The following is a 26,219-nucleotide window of genomic DNA, read 5'->3' as shown; positions in this document are numbered from 1 at the left end:
TATATTGTTGGAGCATGCATTCTTCCGCCATCTAAACTGGCTGCGAATATCCTAGCAAGCGTCAATGTCGGGACTTTGGCCGGAACCCGGCATTTTCGCGCCTCTCCACCGGTCCGGATGCAGTCTCACGGGGCGTCACATTTTTGCCACGCACCGTTATGCTTTAAAACATGATGATAAAAGTCATATATAATATGTTGACAGTTATGATCATGTTTTTTAGTCCTCAGCAATCGGCTTGCCCGTAACAAATCAAAACAGTTTCAGCCGCGACAGCAAGCGCGGCGCGTTTTTGCGCGCCATAGCTTCTGCGCGCGCCTTATCCGGGGGTATTTAATGTCCATCTCGCGCACACATTCGGCGCTGTTTTTGTGCACTGCCATGTCTCTTCTGCCCTTTGCCGGACCTGCGCAATCGCAGGATGCCGCGTCGCAGACGAACGACACCACCACGCTGGAGAAGATCGTGGTCAAGGGCAAGCGCGTCAAAAGCGCGAATGCAGCCGCCGACACACCGCTTGCAAGCCAGACGACGGCGGAAGACATCAGGAAGAAAGACATCGGCAGCATCAAGGACCTCGGAAACTCCACCGAGCCGGGTGTCGATTATGTGGATGCCAAGCCCGGCAGGCCCGGCGGCCTGTTCATTCGTGGTCTGGGCGGAGCGCGTGTCGTGACCCTGATCGACAATATTCCCGTTCCCTTCTTCAACAATTTCGCCCGTCAGGGACAGGCCACGACGACCCTGAGTGATACCAGTTCGAGCTTTGATTTTTCATCGCTTTCCACGGTTGACGTTGTACGCGGCGCCGATTCCAGCCGCATCGGTTCCGGCGCCCTTGGCGGCGCACTCGTTCTGCGCACGCTTGAGCCGGAAGACCTGATCGGTGAAGGCAAGGACTGGGGCGGTGTTGCCAAGACCACCTATGACAGCGAGGACAGAAGCGTCGGCGGATCGCTCGCCGTTGCAAAGAAGATCGAAAATACCTCGGTTCTGTTCCAGGGCTCCTACAAGCGCGGCAACGAAACGGACAATAAGGGCTTCGCCGATATCTACGGAACCCGCCGCACCAAGCCCAACCCGGCAGATACCTACGAAAGCAACCTGATGTTCAAGATCCGCCAGGATCTGGAAGGCGGCCACCGCATCGGACTTACGGCCGAGCGTTATTCATTGAGAGATCGCAGCGACATGCGAACCCTGCAAGGCGTCAGCGTATCGGGATCGACTTACCGTATTGGCGACTACAGCGGCTACGAGGATACGGAGCGCGACCGCGTATCGCTTGATTACGAATATGAAGCGCCGTCGACAGACAGCCTGATCGATGCAGCCAATCTCTCGCTCTACTGGACGCGCCTCTCCAAGGAATCCGGCGCTGGCAACCGGCTGACCAACAACTCGCTCTATATCCGCGAAGACAGCATGCGCAACAGCGCTTTCGGCATCGTCGGCGGCCTTGAATCCGGTTTCGAACTCGGCGGCGTGCAGCACACCGTGCGCTTCGGCGGCAACGCCATGACAACCGATTTCAGCCAGGCACTTTATGCCAACACAGGCGGAGTGACCTCATCGTCACAGTCGGACATGCCTGACGTGAGCGGCAAGAGCCTTGGCCTCTATCTCGATGACGAAATCGCGTTTGGAAACGGTTTCCGGCTCACCCCCGGCCTGCGCTTCGATTCCTACGATTACGATCCGGATGGCTCGGTATCCAGCAACAGCGGTTACAACACCTTCGGCCTGCCAAGCGGCAATAGCGGTTCGCGCTTCTCGCCGAAGCTGCTCGCGACATACGACGTGACACCGGAATTGCAGCTCTTCGCACAATGGTCGATGGCCTATCGCGCTCCGACCATCAACGAGCTTTATCTGAACTTCTCGAATATCAGCTCCGGTTATGCCGTGGTCGGCAACTCCGCACTCAACCCCGAAACCAGCAACGGCTTTGAAATCGGCGCCAATTACGCATCCGGCGATCTGACGGGGAGCCTGACGCTGTTCCACAACAAGTACAAGAACTTCATCGAGCAATACACGACCTCGACGACGCTGTTCCCCGGCTTCGGCGGCAGGGGCAACGGATCGCTCTTTACCTATCGCAACCGCAACAATGTTGAAATCTCCGGCGTGGAAGCCAAGGTCCGCAAGGAACTCGCAAACGGCTTCTTCGCCCATGCGTCGCTTGCTTATGCTTATGGCAAAGACACAGACAGCAACGAATTCATCCGCACGGTGGCGCCGTTCAAGTCCGTCCTCGGCGTCGGCTACGCACAGGAGACATGGGGCACGGAATTCACCGGCATCTTCTCCTCGCATATGCGTGACGACAAGGTGGCCACAACCCACGACGCACCCGGTTACGGCATCTTCAACCTGACCGGCTGGTGGGAACCGGAACAGACCAAGGGCCTGCGTATTCAGGCCGGCGTCTACAACCTGTTCGACAAGCAATACTGGAACGCCGTCGGCGTTCGTGACGTCAACCCCAATGCCGTCAGCACCGTCAACCAGCCTGTCGACTTCTATACGGAAGCGGGACGCACCTTCAAAATCTCTCTGACCCAGAAATTCTAAACCCGGTCGGAACATCATCTCCAGTCGGGGCGGCCTTCGGGTCGCCCCTTTTTTATCAGCGGCAGTAGAGATAACCTCCCTTTCGCTCCAGCACGTCGAGATGCAGGTGATCCTGATGGGTCGCGTCGCTGCCGGGGGAAAGAACGGTTCGGAAGAACAGGCAGGCGGCGGCTGTAATCGTCCGCTGGAAGGCACCTTCCACCGTTCCATCCTCGCCGCGCGGCTTCATCACCAGCGGATCGCCCTTGTCAAAGGCGATGGTGGAAATATCGACAGCATTGCCCTTGGCATGTTCGGAAATCTTGCCGGTTTCGGCACTGTTGCGGTTGCGGCAAATATAGGTCGAGGCATTGGCAATCGCCGTTACCTTTTTGTCCGGCAGGGCGAGAGCCGCAGCCGGCAGCATCATCTCCTTTGTCCAGCGCGATAGCGCAAGGGCGGTTTCGCAGCGCATGGTGCCAGATGGTTCAAGCTTGATGCCCGGCAGCACCACGGAAAGCTCGATCGGCGCTTCGATACCGCACCCCTGCTCTTCGTCGCGGATCGGCTCGAGCTCTTTGAATTCCGCGCCGATTTCCTTCAACGCGCCAAGGCAGGCCTGAAGCTCTGCCGGGTCTTCCGGCTTCACAGGCTCCGGCGGTTTTTCCTCGGGTTTCGTTGCTTCGACAGCCGGAGCTACCGTCTCACCGCCGTTTTGCCCCTTGTCGTCTTTCTTCTTGTCCTCGGCACCCTTCACTTCCGCGCCGGATTTTCCTTCTTCAGGCGTTTGCGGCTTGGGGGTCGGTTTCGGTGTGTCTTCGGGCGTTTGCGCGCCCTTATCGGCCGGCTTTTCCGTTGTGGCAGGTGCTTGCTGTTCGCCAGGCTTCGGCTGTGGCACCGGCACCTGTGGCGGCGGTTCGGAAGCGGAAATAAGGGCGAGACTCGTCATCAGAAGACACAGGCGATGAAGCATTTTCCGGGGCACTCCTGACTGTTTCGGCAGGACAGGAACGCAACTCGCGCCGGTAAGGTTCATTCCGTCGCCGGAATCCGCTTGCCAAGGCGAATTGTGCAGGCTAACAATTTTCCCATGAACATCGTGTCTATGAACATTGCTAACTGGTGGTGGAGCAGCTTTACGCGGCCTTGACCAGTCATGTCTTCAGACAAAGTCCAAGCCGCCCGAATTTTCAGGCGGCTTTTTTGTTATTCTGCCGCCTGTCATCGGGCCTGAAAAACGGGAAGTGCGAAAGAAATGGTAACGATCATTCAGGATGACGGAGCGGAAACCTATGAGACGAAAGGCGGCATAAAGGTCAGCCGAAAGCGTCGCGCCGCCGAATATGCCAGCGCCATCGACAACTACATCGAAAAGCTCGATGCCCATCGCGGCGCGGTTTTCTCGTCCAACTACGAATATCCGGGCCGCTACACGCGCTGGGATACGGCCATCATCGATCCGCCGCTCGGCATTTCTTGCTTCGGTCGCCAGATGTGGATCGAAGCCTATAACGGTCGCGGCGAAGTGCTGCTCGACTTCATCACCGAAAAGCTGAAGGCGACACCCGATCTGACGCTGGGCGCATCCTCCGTCCGCCGTCTCGACCTCACGGTCAACGAGCCGGACCGCGTCTTTACAGAAGAAGAACGCTCGAAAATCCCGACCGTCTTCACGGCGCTGCGCGCCATCGTCGACCTGTTCTATTCGAATGCGGATTCGGCCATCGGCCTGTTCGGCGCCTTCGGTTACGATCTCGCTTTCCAGTTCGACGCGATCAAGCTTTCGCTCGCGCGCCCGGAAGACCAGCGCGACATGGTGCTGTATCTGCCCGACGAAATTCTCGTCGTGGACCATTATTCCGCCAAGGCCTGGATCGACCGTTACGATTTCGAGAAGGACGGTGTAACGACGGACGGCAAGTCCTCAGAGATCGCGCCCGATCCCTTCAAGACCACCGACACGATCCCGCCCAAGGGCGATCACCGTCCCGGCGAATATTCCGAGCTGGTGGTGAAGGCCAAGGAAAGCTTCCGACGCGGCGATCTGTTCGAGGTCGTTCCCGGCCAGAAGTTCATGGAGCGCTGCGAAAGCAATCCATCGGCGATCTCCCGCCGCCTGAAGGCGATCAATCCTTCGCCCTATTCCTTCTTCATCAATCTCGGTCATCAGGAATATCTGGTCGGTGCTTCGCCGGAAATGTTCGTGCGCGTCTCCGGCCGTCGCATTGAGACCTGCCCGATTTCAGGCACCATCAAGCGTGGCGACGACCCGATTGCCGACAGCGAGCAGATCCTGAAGCTGCTGAATTCGAAGAAGGACGAGTCCGAACTGACCATGTGCTCGGATGTGGACCGCAACGACAAGAGCCGCGTCTGCGAGCCGGGTTCGGTGAAGGTCATCGGCCGCCGCCAGATCGAGATGTATTCGCGCCTCATCCACACGGTCGACCACATCGAGGGCCGTCTGCGCGACGACATGGATGCCTTCGATGGCTTCCTCAGCCACGCCTGGGCCGTCACCGTCACCGGCGCACCGAAGCTCTGGGCCATGCGCTTCATTGAAAGCCATGAAAAGAGCCCGCGCGCCTGGTATGGCGGTGCAATCGGCATGGTCGGTTTCAACGGCGACATGAATACCGGGCTTACGCTGCGCACCATCCGTATCAAGGATGGCATCGCGGAAGTCCGCGCCGGTGCGACGCTTCTCAATGATTCCAATCCGCAGGAAGAAGAAGCCGAAACCGAACTGAAGGCATCCGCCATGATCGCGGCCATTCGCGATGCAAAAGCCACAAACTCGGCCGCCACCAAGCGCGATGCCGCCAAGGTAGGCACCGGCGTCAAGATCCTGCTGGTCGATCACGAAGACAGTTTCGTGCACACGCTGGCGAATTATTTCCGTCAAACGGGTGCCACGGTTTCCACCGTCAGAACGCCGGTCGCAGCGGAGGTCTTCGACCGCTTCCAGCCCGATCTCGTCGTGCTTTCGCCCGGACCGGGCAGCCCGACGGATTTCGACTGCAAGGCGACGATCAAGGCCGCCCGCGCCCGCGAGCTGCCGATCTTCGGCGTGTGCCTCGGTCTTCAGGCGCTGGCGGAAGCCTATGGCGGCGAACTTCGCCAACTTGCGGTACCAATGCACGGCAAGCCCTCACGCATCCGCGTGCTGGAGCCAGGCCTGGTCTTCTCCGGTCTCGGCAAGGAAGTGACCGTGGGTCGCTACCACTCGATCTTCGCCGACCCTTCCACCCTTCCGCGTGATTTCATCATCACCGCGGAAAGTGAAGACGGCACGATCATGGGCATAGAACACGCCAAGGAACCGGTAGCCGCCGTTCAGTTCCACCCGGAATCGATCATGACTCTCGGCCAGGATGCCGGCATGCGCATGATCGAGAACGTCGTGGTGCATCTGACCCGCAAGGCGAAAACCAAGGCAGCGTAAACATCCTGCATCGGCGGCGTCACTTCGGCGCCGCCGGGCAAGCCTCAAACAGCGCGACTTCGAGATCGCCTGCTGCCTAGCTACGCGGCAGCGATGTGGAAATGCACAGCGCGAATTTCTTCAAAAGTTGCATGTCGAAGTGGCCTTCCCGGCGCAACATCCACGTCAGCGCTTCGTTTGCCGTCCACGGCTTCTTGTAGGGCCGAACCGAGGTTACGGCGTCATAGACATCGCAGATCGCCGCAATGCGCGCGTGAAGACTGATCTCGTTTCCGGCGCAGCCGCTGGGATAACCGCCGCCATCAATGCGCTCGTGATGATTGAAGCAGACATCCAGAACCATGGCCGGCATCTGCTCGTTGCGAGACAAGATATCCCGGCCAAACGTTGGATGAAGATTGATGATTTCCCGCTCGGTGGCGCTTAAACCTTCCGCCTTGTTGAGGATCGATGAAGGAATTTCCACCTTGCCGATATCGTGCAGCAGGCCGCTGATGCCGAGCAGATCGACCGTTTCCTTGTCCAGCCCGAGATAATTGCCAAAATGGATCATCAACCCGCTGACGGAAACCGAATGCACGAAGGTCGTCTCGTCCTTCGACTTCAACCGGGTAACCCCGATGAAAATCGCCGGGTTCGACTGGACCGCATCGGAAATCTTGCCGGCCGCCGCTGTCATGCCCTTGAGGGACACGCAGCCACCGGCTTCGGCAACGGCAAATGTCTCGGCAATGGCATCGGCGGCAGAGCGCACGGCATGGGTAATGGCAGCCATGGTTTCGGGGCCATTGTTTAATCGCGGCGGGACGGTTCCAGAGTACGGCCTACCCTCGATATCGTTTCCCTTGGCCGTATTGATGATGATGCTTTCAGCGCCGCTCAATTTCAATTGACGCATCAACTCTTCATGGCGCAGAAGAAATCGATATCGCTGCAAAAATCCGCTGTTCGAAAGCGCTCCCTCGACCGCTTCGATAAACATGCCAACCGTCAATTGCTGGGTAGAAATTCGTTTGAGCATCAGACGCTTTTATTTTCCTTCCCGGGAATGGTAACCTGCACTGGCAATTGCTGAAAAGACCGGAACCAACCGGTATCCCTCCAAGCGTAAGTTACGCATTCCTAACATTGTTCAATTTTGGAACTTAAACATAAGATAGCACGAATATGAAAATTTTTTACTCTGGATATATTTAAAACGCAAAGAATCAATTCGATTAAGCCAAGAAACAACCTAAGAATGTAAATACTGAAAATTCTCGCGAACGACGTAAACCAGGAGCCGAAGAAAAGCCGCATGAATTCGAAACTTGAAACGCGCATCGATCAGGGTACGGGCCGTGAACCGGCAGATATAGTTCTCAAGGGCGGACGATTCTTCGACCTCGTAACTGGAGAACTTGTTGCCTCCGACATCGCCATATGCGGCGATACCATCGTTGGAACTTGCGAAAGCTACAAGGGTCGCCGGGAAATCGACATTTCGGGGAAAATCGTCGTTCCAGGTTTCATCGATACCCATCTCCACATCGAATCATCGCTGGTGACGCCGCACGAATTCGACCGCTGCGTTCTGCCCTACGGCGTTACCACCGCCATCTGCGACCCGCATGAGATCGCCAATGTTCTGGGCGCGGAGGGGCTTCGGTTCTTCCTGGACAGTTCCATGGAAACCATCATGGACATCCGCGTGCAGCTCTCGTCCTGCGTGCCCGCAACCCATCTGGAAACCTCGGGCGCCGATCTGCCGATCGAAAAACTGCTGCCGTTCCGTGATCATCCGAAGGTTATCGGCCTTGCCGAATTCATGAATTTTCCGGGTGTCATCCACAAAGACCCGGTATGCATGGCAAAACTCGAAGCCTTTCAGGGACAGCATATCGACGGACACGCGCCGCTTCTGTCGGGAACGGCGCTGAACGGATATCTGGCAGCCGGCATCCGCACCGAACATGAGTGCACCAGTGCTGCCGAGGCTTTGGAAAAGATCCGCAAGGGCATGCATATTCTCGTGCGCGAAGGCTCGGTCTCAAAAGACCTGCACGCCCTGATGCCTGTTATCACCGAGCGTCTGTCGCCTTATCTTGCGCTTTGCACCGATGACCGCAACCCACTCGACATCGCCGAACAGGGTCATCTCGATTATATGATCCGCACTGCAATCGCCAACGGCGTGGAACCGCTCGCCATCTACCGCGCCGCCTCGATTTCCGCCGCAAAGGCCTTCGGCCTGCGCGATCGCGGTCTTATCGCACCGGGCTGGCGTGCCGACCTCGTGGTGATCGACACCTTGCAGAACTGCAAGGCCGGCATGGTCTTCTCCGGCGGCCGTATCGTCGATGACGCGCTGTTTGCCACCCGCAAGCCGGTCGCGCCCGTCGGTCTTGACAGCGTCAAGGCAAGACCCGTGCTCGCCGCCCATTTCGGCGTGCCGGTCGCGCAAGGCGAGACCCCGGTGATGGGCGTGCTCCCCGGCAAGATCATCACCGAACATCGCCGCTACACGCTGCCGACGGACGGCAACCAGACGACTGTCGATCTCGCAAACGACATCATCAAGGTCGCCGTCATCGAGCGCCATGGCAAGAACGGCAACCACGCAAACGGCTTCGTGCAGGGCTTCGGGCTGAAGAAGGGCGCCATCGCCTCCACTGTCGGTCATGACAGCCACAACATCTGCGTTGTCGGCGTTAACGAGGACGACATGGCGCTGGCCGCCAACCGGCTCGGCGAAATCAAGGGCGGTTTCGTGGTAGTCGAAGACGGCAAGGTGACGGGCGAGATTGCGCTCCCGGTTGCCGGGTTGATGAGCCTCGAACCTTACGAAACGGTGCGAGACACGCTCCACACCCTGCGAAAGGCAGCCTATGCGCTCGGCACGACGCTCGAGGAGCCCTTCCTGCAGGTGGCTTTCCTGCCGCTACCCGTCATCCCGCACCTGAAGATTTCCGACATGGGCATGGTGGATGTGGATCGGTTTGCACTGATCTGACGATGGAGTTTATCGGCCGGAAACAGCGTAATCTGCTTATGCCGCGTTTCTGAGACGGCGCGAGCCGTCTCAGGTTTTCGTTTCTGCAGGCCAGGTCACGTAGTAATATTTGCCCGCGACCCTGCCAAAATAGGCGTGGCGCAAGTTCCCGGAATAAGCAGAAAAGAGCCGAGCGACGTCCACATGAAAATGCCGGTTCAGACAAGGCGAAACGGACGGATTGCTAAATCGGCTGACTTACAGCATCGGCAAGTCATGAATGCGATGGCAGCAGCTTGCGGAAATAAACCACCCGTTCGGTCTCCTCAAACCCCAGCGCCGCATGCATGCGGTGTGAATCGACATTGGCAATATCGGCATCGGAGGCAAGCTCGCTCACGCCCCTGCTGATCGCCCAGCGGGTGACCTCGGCGATCAATGCCGCGGCAACGCCCTGACCGCGGAATTCTTCTTCCACATAAACGCCTTCGAGAAACGCAACAGGCGAGGTATCGCATCCGTTGACATAATCCCGCCGGAGGCTGACGTCGGCGAAACCGATGGCCATTCCGACCAGATCATAGGCAATGAAACCGGCGTCGTTGTCGGAGAGGTTCTGCAATTCAGCCCTATGTTCGGCAACAGAGGCATCGGGCCATAAACGGTGGCGCAAAAGGGACCAGTCGTCCAGAGATGCTGCGGCGTCCCTGATGGAAAATTGGAGGCTCAAGCGACGACCCCGCAAAACACGTCCAACCCCTCAAGCTTCACGATCCCGGCGTCAAACAGCGGCTCAAAACCCGGCATCGGCAGGATATCCGTGACCTCCATACCCTTCGGGACAGGAAATTCCACCGCCTCACGGGTCAGGTTGAAAACGAACAGCAGTTTTTCGTCACCCTTGTGGCGCGTGAAGGCCAGCAGATCGAGATTGGTCTTGATGAAGTCCATATCGCCGTCGCGCAATGCTCCATGGGTTTTGCGGAAGGACAATACCGCGCGGTAGTGGTTAAGAACCGAGTCCGGCTTGCGCTCCTGCGCATCCGCCGCCTGCATGGCGTGGGCATAGGGCACCGGCAGCCACGGCTTTTCCGCGCTTGAAAAACCCGCATTCGGCTTGCCGGTTTCCCACACCATCGGCGTGCGGCACCCGTCACGCCCCTTGAAGGCGGGCCAGAAGCGAATGCCGTAGGGGTCACGCAAATCCTCGAAGGCCAGTTCGGCCTCGGTCAGGCCCAGCTCCTCACCCTGATACAGACATATCGAGCCCCGTAGGCTGGCGAGAACGCAGATGGCGAGCTTCGCAACCCGCGTCTGCTCCTCGGAGCCTTCGGAAAACCGGCTCAGATGGCGCACCACATCGTGGTTGGAAAAGGCCCAGCACACCCAACCATCCGTCACCACCTTGCCAAAGGTCTCGACCGAGCCCCGCAGGTGTTTTGCGCTGAAATCCGGGCCGAGCAGATCGAAGGTATAGCACATGTTGAGTTTGTCGTTGCCGGATGTGTAGGCCGCGACCGTCTTCAGCGAGCGTGCGCCGTCCCCCACCTCGCCCACGGTGGCGCGGCCCTCATATTCATCGAGAAGCGCGCGGAAGCGCTGGAGGAAGGCCACGTTTTCCGGCCGCGTCTTGTCGTAGAGATGATCCTGCATGCCGTAAGGATTGACGTCGGACGCATCGAGACCAAAGCTTTCGTCGTCCAAAAGCGGCGGGTTGTCGCGCAACAGCTTGTCGTGGAAATAGTGATTGACGGTATCGAGACGAAAACCGTCCACGCCGCGATCGAGCCAGAACCGTACGGTTTCCAGAAGCGCATCCTGAACATCCGGATTGTGAAAATTGAGATCCGGCTGCGAGGCGAGAAAGCTGTGCATGTAATATTGCTTGCGCACGCCATCCCATTCCCATGCCGGCCCGCCGAACACGGAAAGCCAGTTGGTGGGCGCCGTGCCATCCGGTTTGGGATTGGCCCAGACATACCAGTCCGCCTTGCTGTTGATGCGGCTTGCACGGCTGTCCACGAACCAGGGGTGCTTATCGGATGTATGCGAAATCACCTGGTCGATGATGACTTTCAGCCCCAGCCGGTGCGCCTCGGCCATCAATGCATCGAAATCGGCAAGCGTGCCGAACATCGGATCGACATTGCAATAATCGGAAACGTCATAGCCCATATCGGCCATGGGGGAGGTGAAGAAAGGCGAGAGCCAGATGGCATCGACGCCGAGCGAGGCGATGTAGGACAGCCGCTTCGTCACCCCGGCAAGATCGCCGTAACCGTCACCGGTCGTGTCCTGAAAGGATCGCGGATATACCTGATAGATCACCGCCCCCTTCCACCAGTCCGATTGCGCTTGGGATTTGTGGACCGGGGCATGGGTTGTCGGCATGAGCGATCTCCTGATGAGGGTTGGTCCGAGAATATAAAGCAGCTGTCCCTGCGTAAACCGGAACTTCGCAAATGCCCAAAATCACCTCGAAGCGGGCTTGTCAGGCACCTCCTGTCGTCGTAATCCCGAAGGTAAAGCAAGTGGAGGATGACGGCGTGGGCGGACGGTTTCTGTCGATTGGCGAATGTATGGTGGAACTGTCGCAGGCCGGAAACGGGCTGCTGCGCAAGGGTTTTGCCGGTGATACCTTCAATACGGCATGGTATGCACGTGCCTGCCTGCCAGAAGACTGGTCCGTCGATTATTTCACGGCACTCGGCGACGATCCTCTTTCGCAGGACATGTTGGCCTTCATTGCAGATGCCGGTATCGGCACGGAAAAAATCCGCCGCATCAAGGGCGGCACACCCGGCCTTTACCTCATCAACCTCAAGGATGGTGAGCGCACCTTCAGCTATTGGCGCAACGCCGCCGCAGCAAGGCAACTCGCAGCAGATGCGGACCACCTGCGCAAGACGGTGGAAAGCGCCGACGTCATCTATTTTTCTGGCATCACGCTCGCCATTCTCGCCTCGCCGCACGATGTCGATACTTTCCTTGCGGAACTGCGCCGCGCCAAGGCAGCGGGCAAGCCCGTGGTCTTCGACCCGAACATCCGCCCGCGCCTCTGGTCCGACAAGGACACGATGCTGGAGACGATTACCAACGGGGCACGCGCCGCAACGCTGGTAATGCCTAGCTTCGATGACGAAGCCAGCCATTTCGGTGACACATCTGTCGAGGCCACAATCGAGCGTTACCGTGCGCTCGGCGTCGCCAACATCGTCGTCAAGGATGGCGCAAAGGGTGCGACACTCGATTTCAGCGGCGCACGCAGCCACGCTCCGGCGGTAGAAGCCGTGGATGTGGTGGATACGACAAGTGCAGGCGACAGTTTCAACGGCGCGTTTCTCGCCCGATATGTAACCGGCAGTTCGCCGCATGACGCCGCCGTCTTTGCCGCACGGGCAGCGGCAACCGTCATCGGCCATCACGGCGCGCTGATCAGCCCCGAGCTTCTTCCGTTGGTCGGATGATGCAAGACGGAACCGGCTTCCTGATACCTGTGCTTGTCACAGGGATGACCAGGAGCGCGCATTACGGACAAGAGCAAGCTTGTGTGTGCAAAGGACACTTCTCTACCCTCATCCGCCCTGACATGATCCTGTAACACGCACGCCGCATATACGGGCGGAAGCCGGGTGGTGGGGAATCGCCCGCGCGCAGTCGAGCAGGATCGGTGTTTCATGACGAGAATCACGATTGTCACAGATGCCTGGCACCCGCAGGTCAACGGCGTGGTTCGTTCCATCGAAAATACCAATACGGAACTCGCGCGGCTGGGCGTGGATGTGCACATGGTGACACCGCAGAGTTTCTACAGCATCCCCTGCCCGACCTATCCGGAAATCCGCCTGTCAGTCGCCGGCTATCGCCGTGTCGCGGCGGAGATTGAAAAAAGCCAGCCCTCCTTCGTCCACATCGCCACCGAGGGTCCGCTGGGTTTCATGGCGCGGCGCTGGTGCGTGAAGAACAGGATGCGTTTTTCCACCAGCTATCACACCCGCTTTCCCGAATATGTCGCGGCGCGCTTCCCGATCCCAGAAAGCTGGCTTTACGCTTTCGTGCGCTGGTTTCACAACGGTGGCAACACCTGCATGGTGGCGACGCCAAGCCTCGAGACCGAGCTTGAGGCCCGCGGGGTTCGCAACTTGAAGCGCTGGAGCCGCGGCATCGATGCCGAACTGTTCCATCCACGTCCGAAAACGTCGCTGCCTTTCGATCTGCCAAGACCGATCTTCATGACGGTCGGTCGTGTGGCGGTGGAAAAGAACCTGCCTGAATTCCTCGACCTCGAGCTGCCCGGATCGAAGGTCGTGATCGGCGACGGCCCGGCCCGCCATGAATTGCAGGAAAAATATCCGGACGTGCTGTTTACCGGCATCAAGACCGGGGAAGAACTCGCGGCTGCCTATGCGCAGGCCGATGTCTTCGTTTTCCCGTCCAAGACCGACACATTCGGCAACACCATTCTGGAAGCGCTGGCGAGCGGTGTGCCGGTGGCCGCCTTCCCCGTTACCGGGCCGATCGATATTCTCGGCGGCAATCCCGGGGCAGGCGCGCTGAATGACAATCTTCGCGACGCGTGTCTTGCAGCGCTCCATTGTTCATCGCAGGAGGCCCTGGCGCTTTCCAAAAGCTACAGCTGGGAAAAGGCATCGCGGCAATTCCTCGACAACGTCATTCACGCCGCCGGAAAATCCCTGCCGCTTTTGTCCCGCTCACGACTTGCCTGACGTGGAGACACATTGATCCCCGACATTTTATCGGGGAACGGTGGACGAAACAAAGCAGGAGTGTCACAAGACGATCTGGACGCGACCGCCGTTATCTTTAGAACGGGGTCGGGCTGCTGATTGACGTCAGGCGGCTGCCGCGAGATCACGCTGGCCGTCCTAATTTCACAAAGACTTATCCCGTCTCAGATCACCACGCGCCGACGAGCGCCTGGCCGGAAAGCGGCACCGTCCGCGCCTTGCCGTTCCGCTCCGTGACCGAAAGCGACGGGGACATCTGTTTCGGCGACTTGCGGAACCAGTTCGCGGCGACGCTCGCCAGATCGCCAATCATCGCCTGCTTATGCCAGTCGGCAAAACGCCGCGCGGTGGCTTCCGGCTCGGAGCGGTAGAAGAAATCGCCGGAATGATCGAGATCGTTGATAGAAGCCGCCATGGCCGATAGCGGACGCTGAAACATCTTCGGGGGCACGGAAAGTTCGCGTGCGCTCTGCGAAAAAGCGGGCGCCATGAAATCGATCGCCCATCCCTCCGCTTCGACCCAGCAATGGAAATTATCGCCAGCGCCCGTTACGTAACCATCGTCACGATGGTCCGCAAAAAGCATGACCGTTCCACCAAGATTATAAGCGGCAAGCCCGCCCTTCGGCACAGCTTTCACCTTGTAATGCTGCTGAAGGATGAAGGCGCCGAAGGTGCTGAAATACATGCAGGCCGTAGCCGGGTCGGCATTGTCGTTGACGAGCAGGCTGTTGATGACGCGGTAAATCCGGTGATAGTCGGTCTGCTTGATCAACATGGTTTTTTACTCGCCGGTTTTATGATTATCGGAAGGCAACGGGAGAGACCGGTTCACCGTCGATCTCGATATTGGTGAGACCTCGGCCCCACGCGACGTCATCCTCGGGCTTGTCCCGAGGATCTACCTCCCGAGTCGCAAAATCGAAAGTTTGCAGATTCTCGGGACTAGCGCGAGAATAACGGAGGAGAGGTTTTCAGCAGCCGATTACCGCCTCTTCTTCGCCTTGCTGTCGAACGGATTATCGGAGCCACGATAATGCACACGGATCGGCACGCCCGGCATGTCGAAATCCTTGCGCAGACCGTTCACGAGGTAGCGCGTGTAGCTCTCCGGAATGGCTTCCGGTCGGGTGCAGGAAATCATGAAGGCCGGAGGGCGCGCCTTTACCTGCGTCATGTATTTCAGCTTGAGGCGGCGGCCGGAAACGGCCGGCGGCGGATGCTGCGTGGTCTGCGCATCGAGCCAGCGGTTGAGCTTGGCGGTCGAGATGCGGCGGTTCCAGATCTTGTCGGTATCGATGATGTTCTGCATCAACCGGTCAAGGCCATAGCCCGTCTGGCCGGACATAGGCACGGCGCGAATGCCGCGGGCCTGCGGCAGAAGCCGCTCGGTCTTTTCACGCAGATCGGCCAGAAACGCCTGCGGATCTTCAACCAGATCCCATTTGTTGAAGGCAAGCACGGCGGCGCGGCCTTCGCGGATAACGAGATCGACCAGCTGCAGGTCCTGCTTTTCGAACGGAATGGTGCTGTCGAACACGATCACCACCGTTTCGGCGAAACGAATGGAGCGCAGGGAATCCGCGACCGAGAGCTTCTCCAGCTTTTCCGTCACCCTGGCCTTGCGGCGCATGCCGGCCGTGTCGAACATCTTGATGGTGCGGCCGCGCCAATCCCACTCGACGGAAATACTGTCGCGGGTAATGCCCGCTTCCGGGCCGGTTAGCAGGCGGTCTTCACCAAGGAAACGGTTGATGAGGGTGGACTTGCCCGCATTCGGTCGGCCGATGATGGCGACGCGCAGCGGCTTGGTCTCGTCATAAACAGGCTCTTCTTCTTCCTCTTCCTCGCTACCGGGCTCAGTGCGCGGAAGAACGATATCGGTCTCCGCCTCATCCACTTCAGGCGGGAAGGCGACGTCTTCGCCGATCGCCTCGACGATGGCGTCGCGCAGATCGATCATGCCCTGGCCATGTTCGGCCGAGATGGCGCACGGGTCGCCAAGACCAAGCGTAAAGGCATCGTAGAAGCCCGCATCGGAACCGCGCGCCTCGGACTTGTTGGCCACCAGAACCACCGGCTTGCCACGACGGCGCAGCATTTCGGCCAGCGTTTCATCGGCGGGCGTCAGGCCTGCCTTGGCGTCAACGACAAAAAGCGTCACATCGGCTTCGTCGATCGCCGCTTCGGTCTGCGCCCACATGCGGCCCTGAAGCGTCTCCGGCCCGGATTGCTCCAGACCGGCGGTATCGATGATGGTGAAACGAAGGTCGACAAGCTTCGCGTCGCCCGGGCGGCGGTCACGGGTCACGCCCGGCGTATCGTCGACAAGCGCCAGCTTCTTTCCGACCAGACGGTTGAAAAGCGTGGACTTGCCGACATTGGGGCGCCCGACTATGGCGACGGTGAAGCTCATTGATCGTTAATCCTTGGAGGTGGGAAAGCCGTGTTAGACAGCTTTGCCCGAAGCAGTGATATTGTCGAGCATGATCTGCGCGCGGTTCGTCACATTGCGTGGCGCCTGCGCGTCGCTGACGATCTGCTCGAACCATTGTTTGGCCTTGGCGAAATCGCCAGCCTTGTATGCGGCAAGACCAAGGGCTTCGCGAGCCGATGCACGCATGGTCTGGCCTTCGCCGCTCAACGGCTCCGCAAGTGCAACGACCTGATCATACGTACCGTTGTCAACCAGCAGCCAAGCCGCGCGCACCTTCGCCGTATCGCGGAAGACCTGCGGGGCAGACGTGTCGTTGCCGATCGCGGTGAAGGCAGCGATGGCGCCGGCCGCATCGCCCTTCTGCGAAAGCAGCGTCGCAGAACGGAACTTCGCCAGCACCGGATAATTGCCATGACCGGAGGTTTCAAGATCGGCAAAGGCCTTCAGCGCTTCGTCCGTCTTGTTGTCGGAAGCAAGCTTCAGCGCCGCAATGAACTGGTCGCCGGAATTGGAAGCGCGGCTGGTGTTCCAGTATTCGTAGATGCCGGCACCGGCGGCGCCCACAACCACGAGAACGGCGGCGCCAACGACCACGATACCGTAGCGGCCCCAGAAACGGGAAAGCTGCTCGGAACGGATCTGCTCGTTCACTTCGCGGATAAAGGTATCATTTTCGTTTGCCATCAAATTCTCCGTTACCCGCGCGGAGATCGTCGCCGATCCATCCGTTCGCAGACATACCAAGCCGCTTACCCGGGTCAGCAAAAGTCCGGCCGACGGGTCATGGTCGGCCTTCTAGCCTATTTTGCCTGATATGTAAGGGGGAAACGTTGATTTCCTACATGGCGATGGGCTGAACGCCGATCAACCATTCGTGCAGTTTCAGGATGAAAGCGCCCCAGAGAACGATGCCGCCGACGATGGCCACCAGATCGTAACGGCCCGAGACGAAGGGACGGACCACTTTTTCACCCGCTCTTTCCCGGCGCTTCAGCGAAATCCGCATCACCACACCCCAGGCGAGGAACGATGCAAAGAGAAGAATCGAAGAGGTCTCTCCATTCGCCAGAAGATGGGCGAGCGCCCAGATCTTGACCGCCAGAATGAGCGGATGTTTGGTTCTGGTTGCGATGTGGCCAGCCGGGATGAGGCTGGCGATAAGACAGATCATCGCGGGCAGCATCAGGGTCACGGCGAGGTGGCTCGTCCAGACCGGCGGGTTCCACAGAACGCCGGTTTCCTGGCGCGCCTCGCCAAACGCATAGATGACGAGACCGAGCGTTACGAGGCTTGCGAGAGAATAGACGCCCTTGAACGGTCCTTCTCCCATCTTCGCGATCATCTGCGCGCGAAATTGCGGCGCAAACACCTTCAAAAGATGCGTCAGGAAAAACAAGGCAAGACAGAGTACGAGAAAAAGCATGGAACACGGTCCCCCGGTGGAACGGAATGCGGCCTCATTACCGCGACGCAGAAAAGGAATTAGGCTGAAAGACGTAAAAAAGCCAGTTTATTCAAAGCTTCGCCTTATTCCACACGCAAAAGGCAGCGGTGTTTCACATGACGGATGCCTGATGTTTCGCCCATTGACTGCTTTTTCCCTGTCGCTCTGCCTTATCCTTCCCGCTTTTGCCGAAAATGCGGAGAAGCCGAAGCAGCTCGTCATCGTTTCTTTCGACGGTGCGGGCGACAATTCGCTGTGGGAAAGAAGTCGCGCGACGGCGAAGGAGGTCGGCGCGCATTTCACCTATTTCCTTGCCTGCACACTGGTGATGGACCGAAAGACCAGCGCCAAGACCTATCAGGGCCCCGGCCAGAAGGCCGGTCGGTCCAATGTCGGCTTTGGCCAGTCGCCGGAAGAGGTGGAGACGCGGCTGCGCAACATCTGGTCGGCCTATCGCGAAGGTCACGAAATCGGCAATCACACCTGCGGGCATTTCGATGGCGGCCAATGGACCGCCGAGCAATGGGACGGCGAGTTCACCACCTTCACCAGCACGCTGGAAAATGCCTGGCAGATGATTGGCAAGAAGGGTGAGGAACCCGAAGGCTGGCGCGACATGGTGAAAAACATCAACGGTTTCCGCGCGCCCTATCTTTCGCAGGGGCCGGCGCTGACCGCAGCCCAGAAGAAACACGGCTTCGTTTATGACGCCACCAGCATCACCAAGGGACCGGAATGGCCGGTGGAGCGCGACGGCATCGAACATTTCGGCCTGCCGCTGGTTCCGGAAGGCCCCGGCAATCGCCCGATCATCGCCATGGACTACAATCTCTTCATCCGCCACTCCATCGGCATCGAGACGCCGGACCGCGCGCAGGAATTCGAGGACCGCGCCTATGCGGCGTTCCGCACCGCGTTCGACAAGCAGTATAATGGCGAACGCATCCCTATGCAGATGGGCTTCCATTTCGTGAAGATGAATGGCGGCGCCTATTGGAACGCCTACGAGCGGCTGCTGCGCGAAGTCTGCCGCAGGGACGATGTCGCCTGCGTGAGTTACGCCGAGGCCATGCCGATCATCAAGGCGCGCAGGAAGCAGAAGACCGAGGGCTAAGGTCCCCGGATACAATGCAAAAGGGCGGCCAGTCGGCCGCCCTTTTTGTTTTCCGTCAGGGCTTGTTGGCCGCCAGCTCTCCGGCTTCCGCTTCCCGCTGAAGATAACGCTCGTCGATTTCAGGCAGTGGCTTGTCATCGATCGCGGCCTCGAAAGCCACAAGACGTTTGTGGATGGACAGCAGCTCGATGATCGTGGTCCAGGAATTGACCAGATACTGGAACGAATTACTGACCTGACCGAAGGCCGTGGCGATCTGCTGGTAGATACCATAGGTGATCTTGCCCGCCACGATGGTGGGAACAAGCATCAGGAGCAAGAACACGGCATCGGCCTGAATGTAGAAATACCGCGCGACGTTGAAGTAGAGGTAGTGCCAATACATGCGGAAATAGTTTTTCCGCACATTGGAGTAAAGCTCCTTGACAGTCGGCGGCTGGGCGCGGTCGGCGTGATCCTCACCGTAGACCAGTTCCTTGCGATAGGCCGCTTCCACACGCTGGTTGCGGAAATTCAGGCCGGGCAGCTTGATGCCGACCGTCGCCAGAAGCACGGTGCCGAACACGGACCAGACAATCGCCAGCCAGAACAGCGCGTGCGGCACTTCGCCAAGGATCGGCAATTCGGAGACGTACGACGACAGCGCAAACAGGATCGGCAGAAACACAACAAGCGTCATGACCGAATTGATCAGGGTAATACCCAATCCCTCCAGCGTGGAGGAGAACCGCATCGTATCTTCCTGAACGCGCTGCGAGGCACCTTCGATGTGGCGCAGCTTTTCCCATTTTGACATGTAGAAGTCGTTCATCGCGGTGCGCCAGCGGAAGATATAATGGCTGGTGAAGAAATCCGTGAGGATCGACACAGCCATGCTGAGAAAGGCGATCTTGGCGAAGACAATCTGAAGACTGTAAAAATCCCAGACTTCGATACCCGGCTGTTTTGACAGCGCATTTTGCAGGAGATCGCCGAAAGGCCGCCGGAAATTGTTGATGACGACGGAAATCTGAACGCCGAAATAGGTCACCGCGATAATCAGCAGCGATCCCCATATGGACCAGAACTTCCAGGGGTGATCCTTGGCGAGAACGGTCCAGACAGCCCCGAACAACACCAGGCACAATGCCAGATAGGCGTAGAAGAACAGATTGGCGGGAACCAGAAAATAGCTGAGATCGTAAGGTTCTTGCTCGGGCATCACGTAGCCCCAAGACCTGCCTAGCCCTTCAACGATGAAGTACCATCCAAGAATGGCGACAAAGGCCCAGACGATGGCGGAGGTGAAGAACAATTTCGGTTTGGGAAAGAAAGAATGAAACACGTTTAGAACTCACGCGCGTTTGAAGTCAGCCATTATTGGCGAAGCACTAGATGGCCCGAACCTAGGGCAGAAATTTGTGCACAGCAACGAAGAAGCGACGACCTTAACAAGATGTAAGGCGCAAAAGGCGGATCGATCCCGCAAGGAACCCCTGAAATCGCCCCTTGGAGGCGCAATATGCCCGGGCGAATTTAGCGCCGCCGCTCCGTGGCGAGAACCGGTAGCATCAAGAGAATGCTGGCGACAAGCACGCCAGAGGCGAGAATACTTGGTGCAGTAAAACTTCCCGTCACCTCGGCAATCCAGCCGGCGGCGAGTGGTCCGACGATCTGTCCAGTACCGAAGGCTGCCGTCATCAGGGCAAAGGCGCGGCGTGGGCTTGGGCCTGCGAATTCCCGGCCGAGCTGAAGGCCATAGGCGGTGATGACCATGAAGGTCAGCCCCAGAAGCAGACCGCCGGCAAGCACGCCCGGAACGGGTGGCAGCATGACGGAAGCGAAGACGCCGACGGCTTCCACGGCAAGCACGATCACGAAAGCGCGCTTCAGCCCTTGCGATTTCAAGACCGGCTTCCAGAGGAAAAGCGAAATGGCGGCGGCACATCCCGTCACGAACCAGGCCAGAAACTCCACGAAAGCGCCGGCAGCAGCCATGCGGGCAATCGCAACAATGAAGGTGGCGGTGATGACGTAACCGAAGCCGAACAGCCCATAGGCGAGCGTCGTCAGAAAAAGCGGCTTCGTCCATTTGAGCGGCGGCTCCGACAGCGCAGAGGCATGCCGGGGTGGCCCGGCGGGCAGCACCCGCCAGACGAGAAGAAACGTAGCGAAGGAAAAGACGGCACCGGCAATCCACTCCTCCCGCCAGGAGGCACCGCCGCCATCAAAAACGACGCCGATGAGATAGACCACAAGCGAGGAAATCGCGATGCCGGCACCGACGCCGCCATAATGCAGCGCCTGAATATGGTCCTTGCCGGCTTTCATGGCGTGGCCGATGACGATCTGCGACGTGAAGATCATGGTCATCGCACTGGCAACGCCGGCGAAAAACCGGATCAGGGTGAAGGCCGCAACGGAGTTGAATGCGGCCATGGCGAGCAGCAACGCGCCCGTGGAAAACAAGCCGCAAAGGGCGACCAGCCGTTCCCGTCCCGAGCCCCATGAATAGGCGGCGAGAACCGCCCCCGCGAGATAACCGGCGAAATTTCCAGCCGCGACGATACCCGCATCCCCCGCCGATAGCGGAACATCAGCCATCATGCCGGGAAGAATGGGGGTGAAGGAAAAACGGCCGAAGCCCATGGCGGACGCCATCATCAAGGCGCCGGCGAAACCGAGTGCAGTCAGATGTTTGGGGGAAAGTGGCTTGTCGATGCTCATGTACGGCTTATCGCAACCGCACTGCCACGGAACAAGCGAGTTATTTTGATCGGCAGCATAAGCCGTCTTTGTTGGTACGAGATGCAAGGACCTTGTTGTCTGCGCATCCTTATCCACCCTCATTCCTGTGCTTGTCACAGGAATCCAACCGACGCGCGTCCGCGCGGCGAGAGAAGTCCTTTCAGCCCAAGGACTTGGGCTGGCTGGATCCCTGTGACAGGCACAGGGATGAGGGAGGAGAAAGGTCAACGAATGCGGCAAACGTCGTAATTGGCGCACTCAGCTACGAAACTTGGTGTCTCGTAAAGTGGCGGTCTTCACCACTCACTCAACCAGCGTCAGCACCAGCGGGCCGTTCTTCGTAGCAACCACGGTATGTTCATACTGCACGGTCGGCGCGCTCGGATCGCTATAGAGCGTCCACGGATCGTCGTCGCCATCTTCGGCCCAATAGGCACCCGTCGACAGGAAGGGTTCAACGGTGAAGACCATGCCCTCCTGCATGATGCGCCGCTCACCCTTGTCCGGCCAGGTCGCCAGTTCCTTCGGCTCCTCATGCAGGGAGCGGCCGATGCCGTGGCTCGCCAGATTGGTGATCAGCGTGTAGCGGTTCTTTTTTGCAAAGGAGCCGATGGCATTGCCGATATCGGCAAAGGGCCGACCGGTTTTCACCTGCTGCAAGCCCGTCCACATGGCGCGCTTGCCATCGCGGCACAGCCGCTCGATCTCCTTTTTCACCGGCGGCACGGCGAAAGACGAACCCGTATCGCCGAAGAAACCGCTCTTCACCGCCGAGACATCGATATTGACGAGATCGCCCGCCTTGATGATGCGCGGGCCGGGAATGCCATGCGCAACCTCTTCGTTGACGCTGATGCAGGTCGCGCCGGGAAACTGGTAGCAGAACTCCGGCGCCGATTGCGCGTCGTTATCCTCCAGTACCTTTCGGCCGATCGCATCCAGTTCGGCCGTGGTGATACCGGGTTCCAGCGCATCCGCCATGGTCTGCATGGCCACGGCGCAGATGCGACCGATATCCTTTAGCAAAACCAGTTCTTCGTCGGTGGAGATGACCATGTTTTTGTCCGTCGTTCTAAATGGCGGGTCTGAAGACGCCCGCCTTGGTAATAATCAGGCCGTGGCTTTCACCGGATCGGCACTCCCCGTCAATTCTTTTCTGACAACAGGCGCGACTTTCGTACCATAAAGCTCGATGCCGCGCATGATCTGGTCATGCGGCATCAGGCCGATTGCCATCTGCAACAGGAAACGGTCGTTCTTGAAAACGCCATGCGCCTTGATGATCTTTTCCGCCACCAGCTCAGGTTCTCCAAGGAAGAGGTTGCCCTCCGGCCCACGCGCCGCATCGAAATGCGCGCGGTTTGTCGGACCCCAGCCGCGCTCGCGGCCGATGCGGTTCATCACCTCCGCCTGCGGTCCGTAAAACTGGTCCGCTGCCTTGTCGGTGGTGTCGGCAATGAAGCCGTGCACGTTGATGCTGGTGCGCAGCCTGGTCTTTTCCTGCCCCGCCCGGCGTGCAGCTTCGTGATAGAGATCGAACAGCGGCGCGAAGCGGCGATATTCGCCGCCGATGATGGCGAGCGCCACCGGCAGCCCCATGGCGCCGGCCCGCGCCACCGATTGCGGCGTGCCGCCAACCGCGATCCAGACCGGCAGACGCTCCTGAAGAGGACGCGGATAGACCCCGCGCCCATTGATGGCCGGATGTTTGGTGCCGGACCAGGTGACGATTTCGTTCTCGCGCAGCGCCAAGAGCAGGTCGAGCTTTTCCGCAAACAGCACGTCATAGTCTTCGAGGTCGTAACCGAACAGGGGGTAAGATTCGATGAAGGAACCGCGCCCGGCCATGATTTCGGCACGGCCGTTCGACAGGAGATCGACGGTGGAGAATTGCTGGAAGACCCGGACCGGATCATCCGAACTCAGAACCGAGACAGCGCTCGTCAGGCGGATATTCTTCGTCTTCACCGCCGCCGCCGCAAGCACGGTGGAGGGTGAGGACGCGACATAGTCCGGGCGGTGATGTTCACCCAGCCCAAACACATCCAGTCCAACCTGATCGGCGAGTTCGATTTCCTCAAGCAGTTCGCGCAGCCGGCGCGCACCTTCCGGCCCACGGCCATCGGCGGGGTTGGGATTGACATCCGCAAAAGTGTAAAGACCGAGTTCCATAGACGATACCTCTGTTTGATTGTCTGAGAGATAGGCACGGACGGCCCTTCAGACAAATGCAAAATCTGGCGTAAAATCTGGATGCTTAGCTTCGAAAAAGTGGATGGACGCCGGCGCATTATGCCCCATGCCGGCCTCCCCTGAAATCGCGCCCGAAATCGCGATTGCCAGCCCGCCCCCTTTGGGCATAACCTGCTTAAATATGTGCGAAGTAATGCAAAAAGGGGAAAGCATGCATCGGACAGTTATCGTAACAGGCTCCACAAGTGGCATCGGCCTTGGCATCGCACAGAGATTTGCGAGGGAGGGCGCGAATATCGTGCTGAATGGCTTCGGCGACGAAGACGAAATTGAAAAACTCCGCCTCTTGCTGGAAGCCGAAAGTGGCGGGCGTGTGCTCTACCACCCGGCAGATATGACGAAACCGGACGAGATTGCCGATCTCATCAATTCCGCGCATGAAAAGCTTGGTTCGGTCGATGTGCTCGTCAACAATGCCGGCATTCAGCACATCGCTCCGATCGAGGAGTTTCCGACGGAAAAGTGGGATTGGATCATCGCCATCAATCTGACCAGTTCCTTCCATACGATGCGCGTTGCGATACCCCTGATGAAGAAGGCCGGCAAAGGCCGTATCATCAACATTGCCTCTGCCCACGGTCTCGTCGCCTCGCCGTTCAAATCGGCCTATGTGGCAGCCAAGCACGGCATCATGGGCCTGACGAAGACGGCGGCGCTCGAGCTTGCGCAGACGGGCGTCACCGTCAACGCCATCTGTCCCGGTTATGTGCTGACGCCGCTCGTCGAAAAGCAGATACCGGAAATGGCCAAGGTGCGCGGCATCAGCGAAGAGGCGGTGAAGAACGACGTGATGCTGGAATTGCAGGCGACAAAGCAATTCGTCACCATCGATGACGTGGCGGCAGCGGCGGTCTTTCTGGCAAGCGATGCCGCCAGCAACATTACCGGCACGCATATTTCCGTCGATGGCGGCTGGACAGCGCAATAATCGACGACATCTCTTTCCGTTTTGGAAACAATGAATTGCCAAAACGGAAATCGATATGCGCGCGCGGGCGTGCATAGATAGCAGATTGGGAACCGGCTCAACCGGACAAAAAGCAAGGCAGTGCATGAACGACGCGATCAGCTTCATCCTCAACAGCGAAACCATTTCGCTTAAGGGTTTCGGACCAACAGACACGCTTCTCGATTATCTCCGCCTTCAAAGACGGCTGACCGGGACGAAAGAAGGCTGTGCTGAAGGTGACTGCGGCGCCTGCACGGTGTTGGTCGGGCGGCTTGTTGATGGCTCGCTGCGTTATGAAGGCGTCAATGCCTGCATCCGCTTTTTGGGCTCGCTGCATGCAACCCATATCGTGACGGTGGAGCATCTGGCCGGCCGCGATGGCACGCTTCACCCCGTGCAGCAGGCAATGGTGGATTTCCACGGTTCCCAATGCGGTTTCTGCACGCCGGGCTTCATCATGTCGCTTTACGGCCTGTGGCTTGCCAGCGAAAACCCGTCCCGCGCCGATATTGAAAAGGCACTGCAAGGCAATCTCTGTCGATGCACGGGTTACGAGCCGATTGTGCGGGCTGCCGAAAAGATTGCAGCCGCCCGCCCGAGTGCGCTGTTCGACCCGCTGCAACGCGACCGCACCGATATCATGGCAAGGCTCTGGGCGATCCGCGCCAATGAGACCATTACGGTCACCCGCGGCGAGGATCGGACCATCATCCCGGCAACGCTTGCTGAATTGACCGATATCTATGCCGCCGAGCCGAAGGCTACCATCGTTGCCGGTTCCACCGATGTCGGCCTGTGGGTGACAAAGCAGATGCGGGCGCTTAACCCTGTCATCTTCATCAACAACCTCGGCGATCTGCAGGGTATTGCCGTGGATGAGAACGGCGTGACGCTCGGTGCCGGTGTCACCTACAGCCAGGCCTTCAAGACCATTGCAGAACATTTCCCGCCGCTTGCCCGGCTGTTCGATCGTCTTGGCGGCGAACAGGTGCGCAATATGGGAACCATCGGCGGCAACATCGCCAACGGTTCGCCAATCGGCGACACGCCCCCGGCCCTGATCGCGCTCGGCGCTACGCTCACCTTGCGCTCGTCTTCCGGCAGCCGCACCTTGCCGCTGGAAAGCTACTTCATCGATTATGGCAAGCAGGACCGGCTGAGCGGCGAATTCGTCGAAAAGCTCTTCATTCCGTTCCAGAAACCCGAAAGCCACTATGCCGTCTACAAGATTTCAAAGCGGCGCGACGAGGATATCTCCGCTCTCTGCGCCGCCTTCCATCTGACGCTCGAGGCCGATGGCACGGTCGAAGACATCCGCGTCGCCTTCGGCGGCATGGCCGGCACGCCGAAACGCGCTGCACATCTGGAGGCAGCGCTTCTCGGTAAGGCGTGGTCGCAGGAGACCATCGACGCGGCGCGCGATGTGCTGGACGAGGATTTCACACCGCTGACCGACTGGCGCGCGACCGCCGAATATCGGCAACTCACAGCCAAGAATTTGCTGACACGGTTTTTCCTCGAGACATCAGGGGAAAAGCAGGAACTTGCCCGCTTCTCGCTGGAGGAGGCTTGAAC

General features: G+C 58.8%; 20 protein-coding genes. 8 read left to right on the top strand and 12 right to left on the bottom strand.

Annotated features, from left to right (window positions below):
- The first annotated feature begins 336 nt into the window (after window positions 1–336).
- Window positions 337–2,577 (top strand): TonB-dependent hemoglobin/transferrin/lactoferrin family receptor, encoded by a 2,241-nt coding sequence (locus J5276_RS02750; RefSeq protein ID WP_174011697.1) that lies wholly within the window; start codon window positions 337–339, stop codon window positions 2,575–2,577.
- A gap of 55 nt (window positions 2,578–2,632) precedes the next feature.
- Here the strand turns inward: J5276_RS02750 and J5276_RS02745 are convergent, their stop codons facing one another.
- A complete protein-coding gene (locus tag J5276_RS02745; protein ID WP_065702291.1) occupies window positions 2,633–3,529 on the bottom strand; it encodes an extensin family protein in 897 nt (298 codons plus the stop codon).
- Between the two features lie 282 nt (window positions 3,530–3,811).
- On the opposite strand from J5276_RS02745, the gene J5276_RS02740 reads away from it, so the two are divergent.
- A complete protein-coding gene (locus J5276_RS02740) occupies window positions 3,812–6,001 on the top strand; it encodes an anthranilate synthase (protein WP_003513614.1) in 2,190 nt (729 codons plus the stop codon).
- Window positions 6,002–6,077: 76 nt separating this feature from the next.
- Here the strand turns inward: J5276_RS02740 and J5276_RS02735 are convergent, their stop codons facing one another.
- Window positions 6,078–7,022, bottom strand: coding sequence for an HD-GYP domain-containing protein (locus J5276_RS02735; RefSeq protein WP_065659135.1), 945 nt, complete (start codon window positions 7,020–7,022; stop codon window positions 6,078–6,080).
- Between the two features lie 276 nt (window positions 7,023–7,298).
- On the opposite strand from J5276_RS02735, the gene ade reads away from it, so the two are divergent.
- Window positions 7,299–8,993 (top strand): adenine deaminase, encoded by a 1,695-nt coding sequence (gene ade / locus J5276_RS02730; RefSeq protein ID WP_019565181.1) that lies wholly within the window; start codon window positions 7,299–7,301, stop codon window positions 8,991–8,993.
- A gap of 253 nt (window positions 8,994–9,246) precedes the next feature.
- On the opposite strand, the gene aac(6') is transcribed toward ade, so the two are convergent.
- Together aac(6') and J5276_RS02720 are read right to left on the bottom strand one after the other, a co-directional pair.
- Window positions 9,247–9,702 (bottom strand): aminoglycoside 6'-N-acetyltransferase, encoded by a 456-nt coding sequence (aac(6'), locus tag J5276_RS02725; RefSeq protein WP_112154074.1) that lies wholly within the window; start codon window positions 9,700–9,702, stop codon window positions 9,247–9,249.
- The gene (locus J5276_RS02720) at window positions 9,699–11,363 is read right to left on the bottom strand and encodes an alpha-glucosidase family protein (RefSeq protein WP_025594206.1); all 1,665 of its coding nucleotides are present in this window, start codon (window positions 11,361–11,363) and stop codon (window positions 9,699–9,701) included. Before J5276_RS02720 ends, aac(6') begins: the two co-directional genes overlap by 4 nt.
- A gap of 155 nt (window positions 11,364–11,518) precedes the next feature.
- Here J5276_RS02720 and J5276_RS02715 point away from each other — a divergent pair, with 155 nt between their 5' ends.
- Window positions 11,519–12,439, top strand: a complete 921-nt coding sequence (locus J5276_RS02715; protein WP_003513625.1) for a sugar kinase — start codon at window positions 11,519–11,521, stop codon at window positions 12,437–12,439.
- A 210-nt stretch (window positions 12,440–12,649) separates the two neighbouring features.
- Complete coding sequence (locus J5276_RS02710) at window positions 12,650–13,699, top strand: bifunctional monoglucosyl/glucuronosyl diacylglycerol synthase (RefSeq protein WP_013636642.1); 1,050 nt, start codon at window positions 12,650–12,652, stop codon at window positions 13,697–13,699.
- Window positions 13,700–13,889: 190 nt separating this feature from the next.
- Here the strand turns inward: J5276_RS02710 and J5276_RS02705 are convergent, their stop codons facing one another.
- The 4 genes from J5276_RS02705 to J5276_RS02690 all read right to left on the bottom strand — a co-directional run bounded on the left by J5276_RS02705 (window position 13,890) and on the right by J5276_RS02690 (window position 17,580).
- The gene (locus tag J5276_RS02705) at window positions 13,890–14,498 is read right to left on the bottom strand and encodes a DUF2026 family protein (protein WP_111783611.1); all 609 of its coding nucleotides are present in this window, start codon (window positions 14,496–14,498) and stop codon (window positions 13,890–13,892) included.
- A 207-nt stretch (window positions 14,499–14,705) separates the two neighbouring features.
- On the bottom strand, window positions 14,706–16,136 hold the full coding sequence (der, locus tag J5276_RS02700; protein WP_112154075.1) for a ribosome biogenesis GTPase Der: 1,431 nt from the start codon (window positions 16,134–16,136) through the stop codon (window positions 14,706–14,708).
- A 33-nt stretch (window positions 16,137–16,169) separates the two neighbouring features.
- A complete protein-coding gene (locus J5276_RS02695) occupies window positions 16,170–16,841 on the bottom strand; it encodes a tetratricopeptide repeat protein (RefSeq protein ID WP_003513632.1) in 672 nt (223 codons plus the stop codon).
- Between the two features lie 154 nt (window positions 16,842–16,995).
- Window positions 16,996–17,580, bottom strand: a complete 585-nt coding sequence (locus J5276_RS02690; protein WP_065659129.1) for an NnrU family protein — start codon at window positions 17,578–17,580, stop codon at window positions 16,996–16,998.
- 151 nt (window positions 17,581–17,731) lie between these two features.
- Between J5276_RS02690 and J5276_RS02685 the strand changes: the two genes are divergently transcribed.
- Complete coding sequence (locus J5276_RS02685) at window positions 17,732–18,715, top strand: polysaccharide deacetylase family protein (RefSeq protein ID WP_112154076.1); 984 nt, start codon at window positions 17,732–17,734, stop codon at window positions 18,713–18,715.
- 55 nt (window positions 18,716–18,770) lie between these two features.
- Here J5276_RS02685 and sbmA read toward each other — a convergent pair whose 3' ends face one another.
- From sbmA to J5276_RS02665, 4 genes are all read right to left on the bottom strand, one after another.
- Window positions 18,771–20,039, bottom strand: coding sequence for a peptide antibiotic transporter SbmA (gene sbmA, locus J5276_RS02680; protein WP_003513636.1), 1,269 nt, complete (start codon window positions 20,037–20,039; stop codon window positions 18,771–18,773).
- A 191-nt stretch (window positions 20,040–20,230) separates the two neighbouring features.
- Window positions 20,231–21,421 carry an MFS transporter gene (locus J5276_RS02675; RefSeq protein WP_111796039.1) on the bottom strand — a complete coding sequence of 397 codons (1,191 nt, stop codon included), beginning with the start codon at window positions 21,419–21,421 and terminating at the stop codon, window positions 20,231–20,233.
- A gap of 324 nt (window positions 21,422–21,745) precedes the next feature.
- Window positions 21,746–22,498, bottom strand: coding sequence for a type I methionyl aminopeptidase (gene map, locus J5276_RS02670; protein WP_003513640.1), 753 nt, complete (start codon window positions 22,496–22,498; stop codon window positions 21,746–21,748).
- A 54-nt stretch (window positions 22,499–22,552) separates the two neighbouring features.
- Window positions 22,553–23,614, bottom strand: coding sequence for an LLM class flavin-dependent oxidoreductase (locus tag J5276_RS02665; RefSeq protein WP_003513642.1), 1,062 nt, complete (start codon window positions 23,612–23,614; stop codon window positions 22,553–22,555).
- Between the two features lie 232 nt (window positions 23,615–23,846).
- On the opposite strand from J5276_RS02665, the gene J5276_RS02660 reads away from it, so the two are divergent.
- Both J5276_RS02660 and xdhA read left to right on the top strand, forming a co-directional pair.
- A complete protein-coding gene (locus J5276_RS02660) occupies window positions 23,847–24,623 on the top strand; it encodes a 3-hydroxybutyrate dehydrogenase (RefSeq protein WP_112154077.1) in 777 nt (258 codons plus the stop codon).
- Window positions 24,624–24,747: 124 nt separating this feature from the next.
- A complete protein-coding gene (xdhA, locus tag J5276_RS02655; RefSeq protein WP_112154078.1) occupies window positions 24,748–26,217 on the top strand; it encodes a xanthine dehydrogenase small subunit in 1,470 nt (489 codons plus the stop codon).
- Window positions 26,218–26,219 lie beyond the last annotated feature (2 nt).

It is taken from the genome of Agrobacterium sp. S7/73, assembly GCF_019355535.1.
Taxonomy (GTDB): Bacteria; Pseudomonadota; Alphaproteobacteria; order Rhizobiales; family Rhizobiaceae; genus Agrobacterium; species Agrobacterium tumefaciens.
The sequence above is the reverse complement of the archived record's forward strand: the minus strand, read 5'-3'. Positions and strand labels throughout refer to the sequence as shown.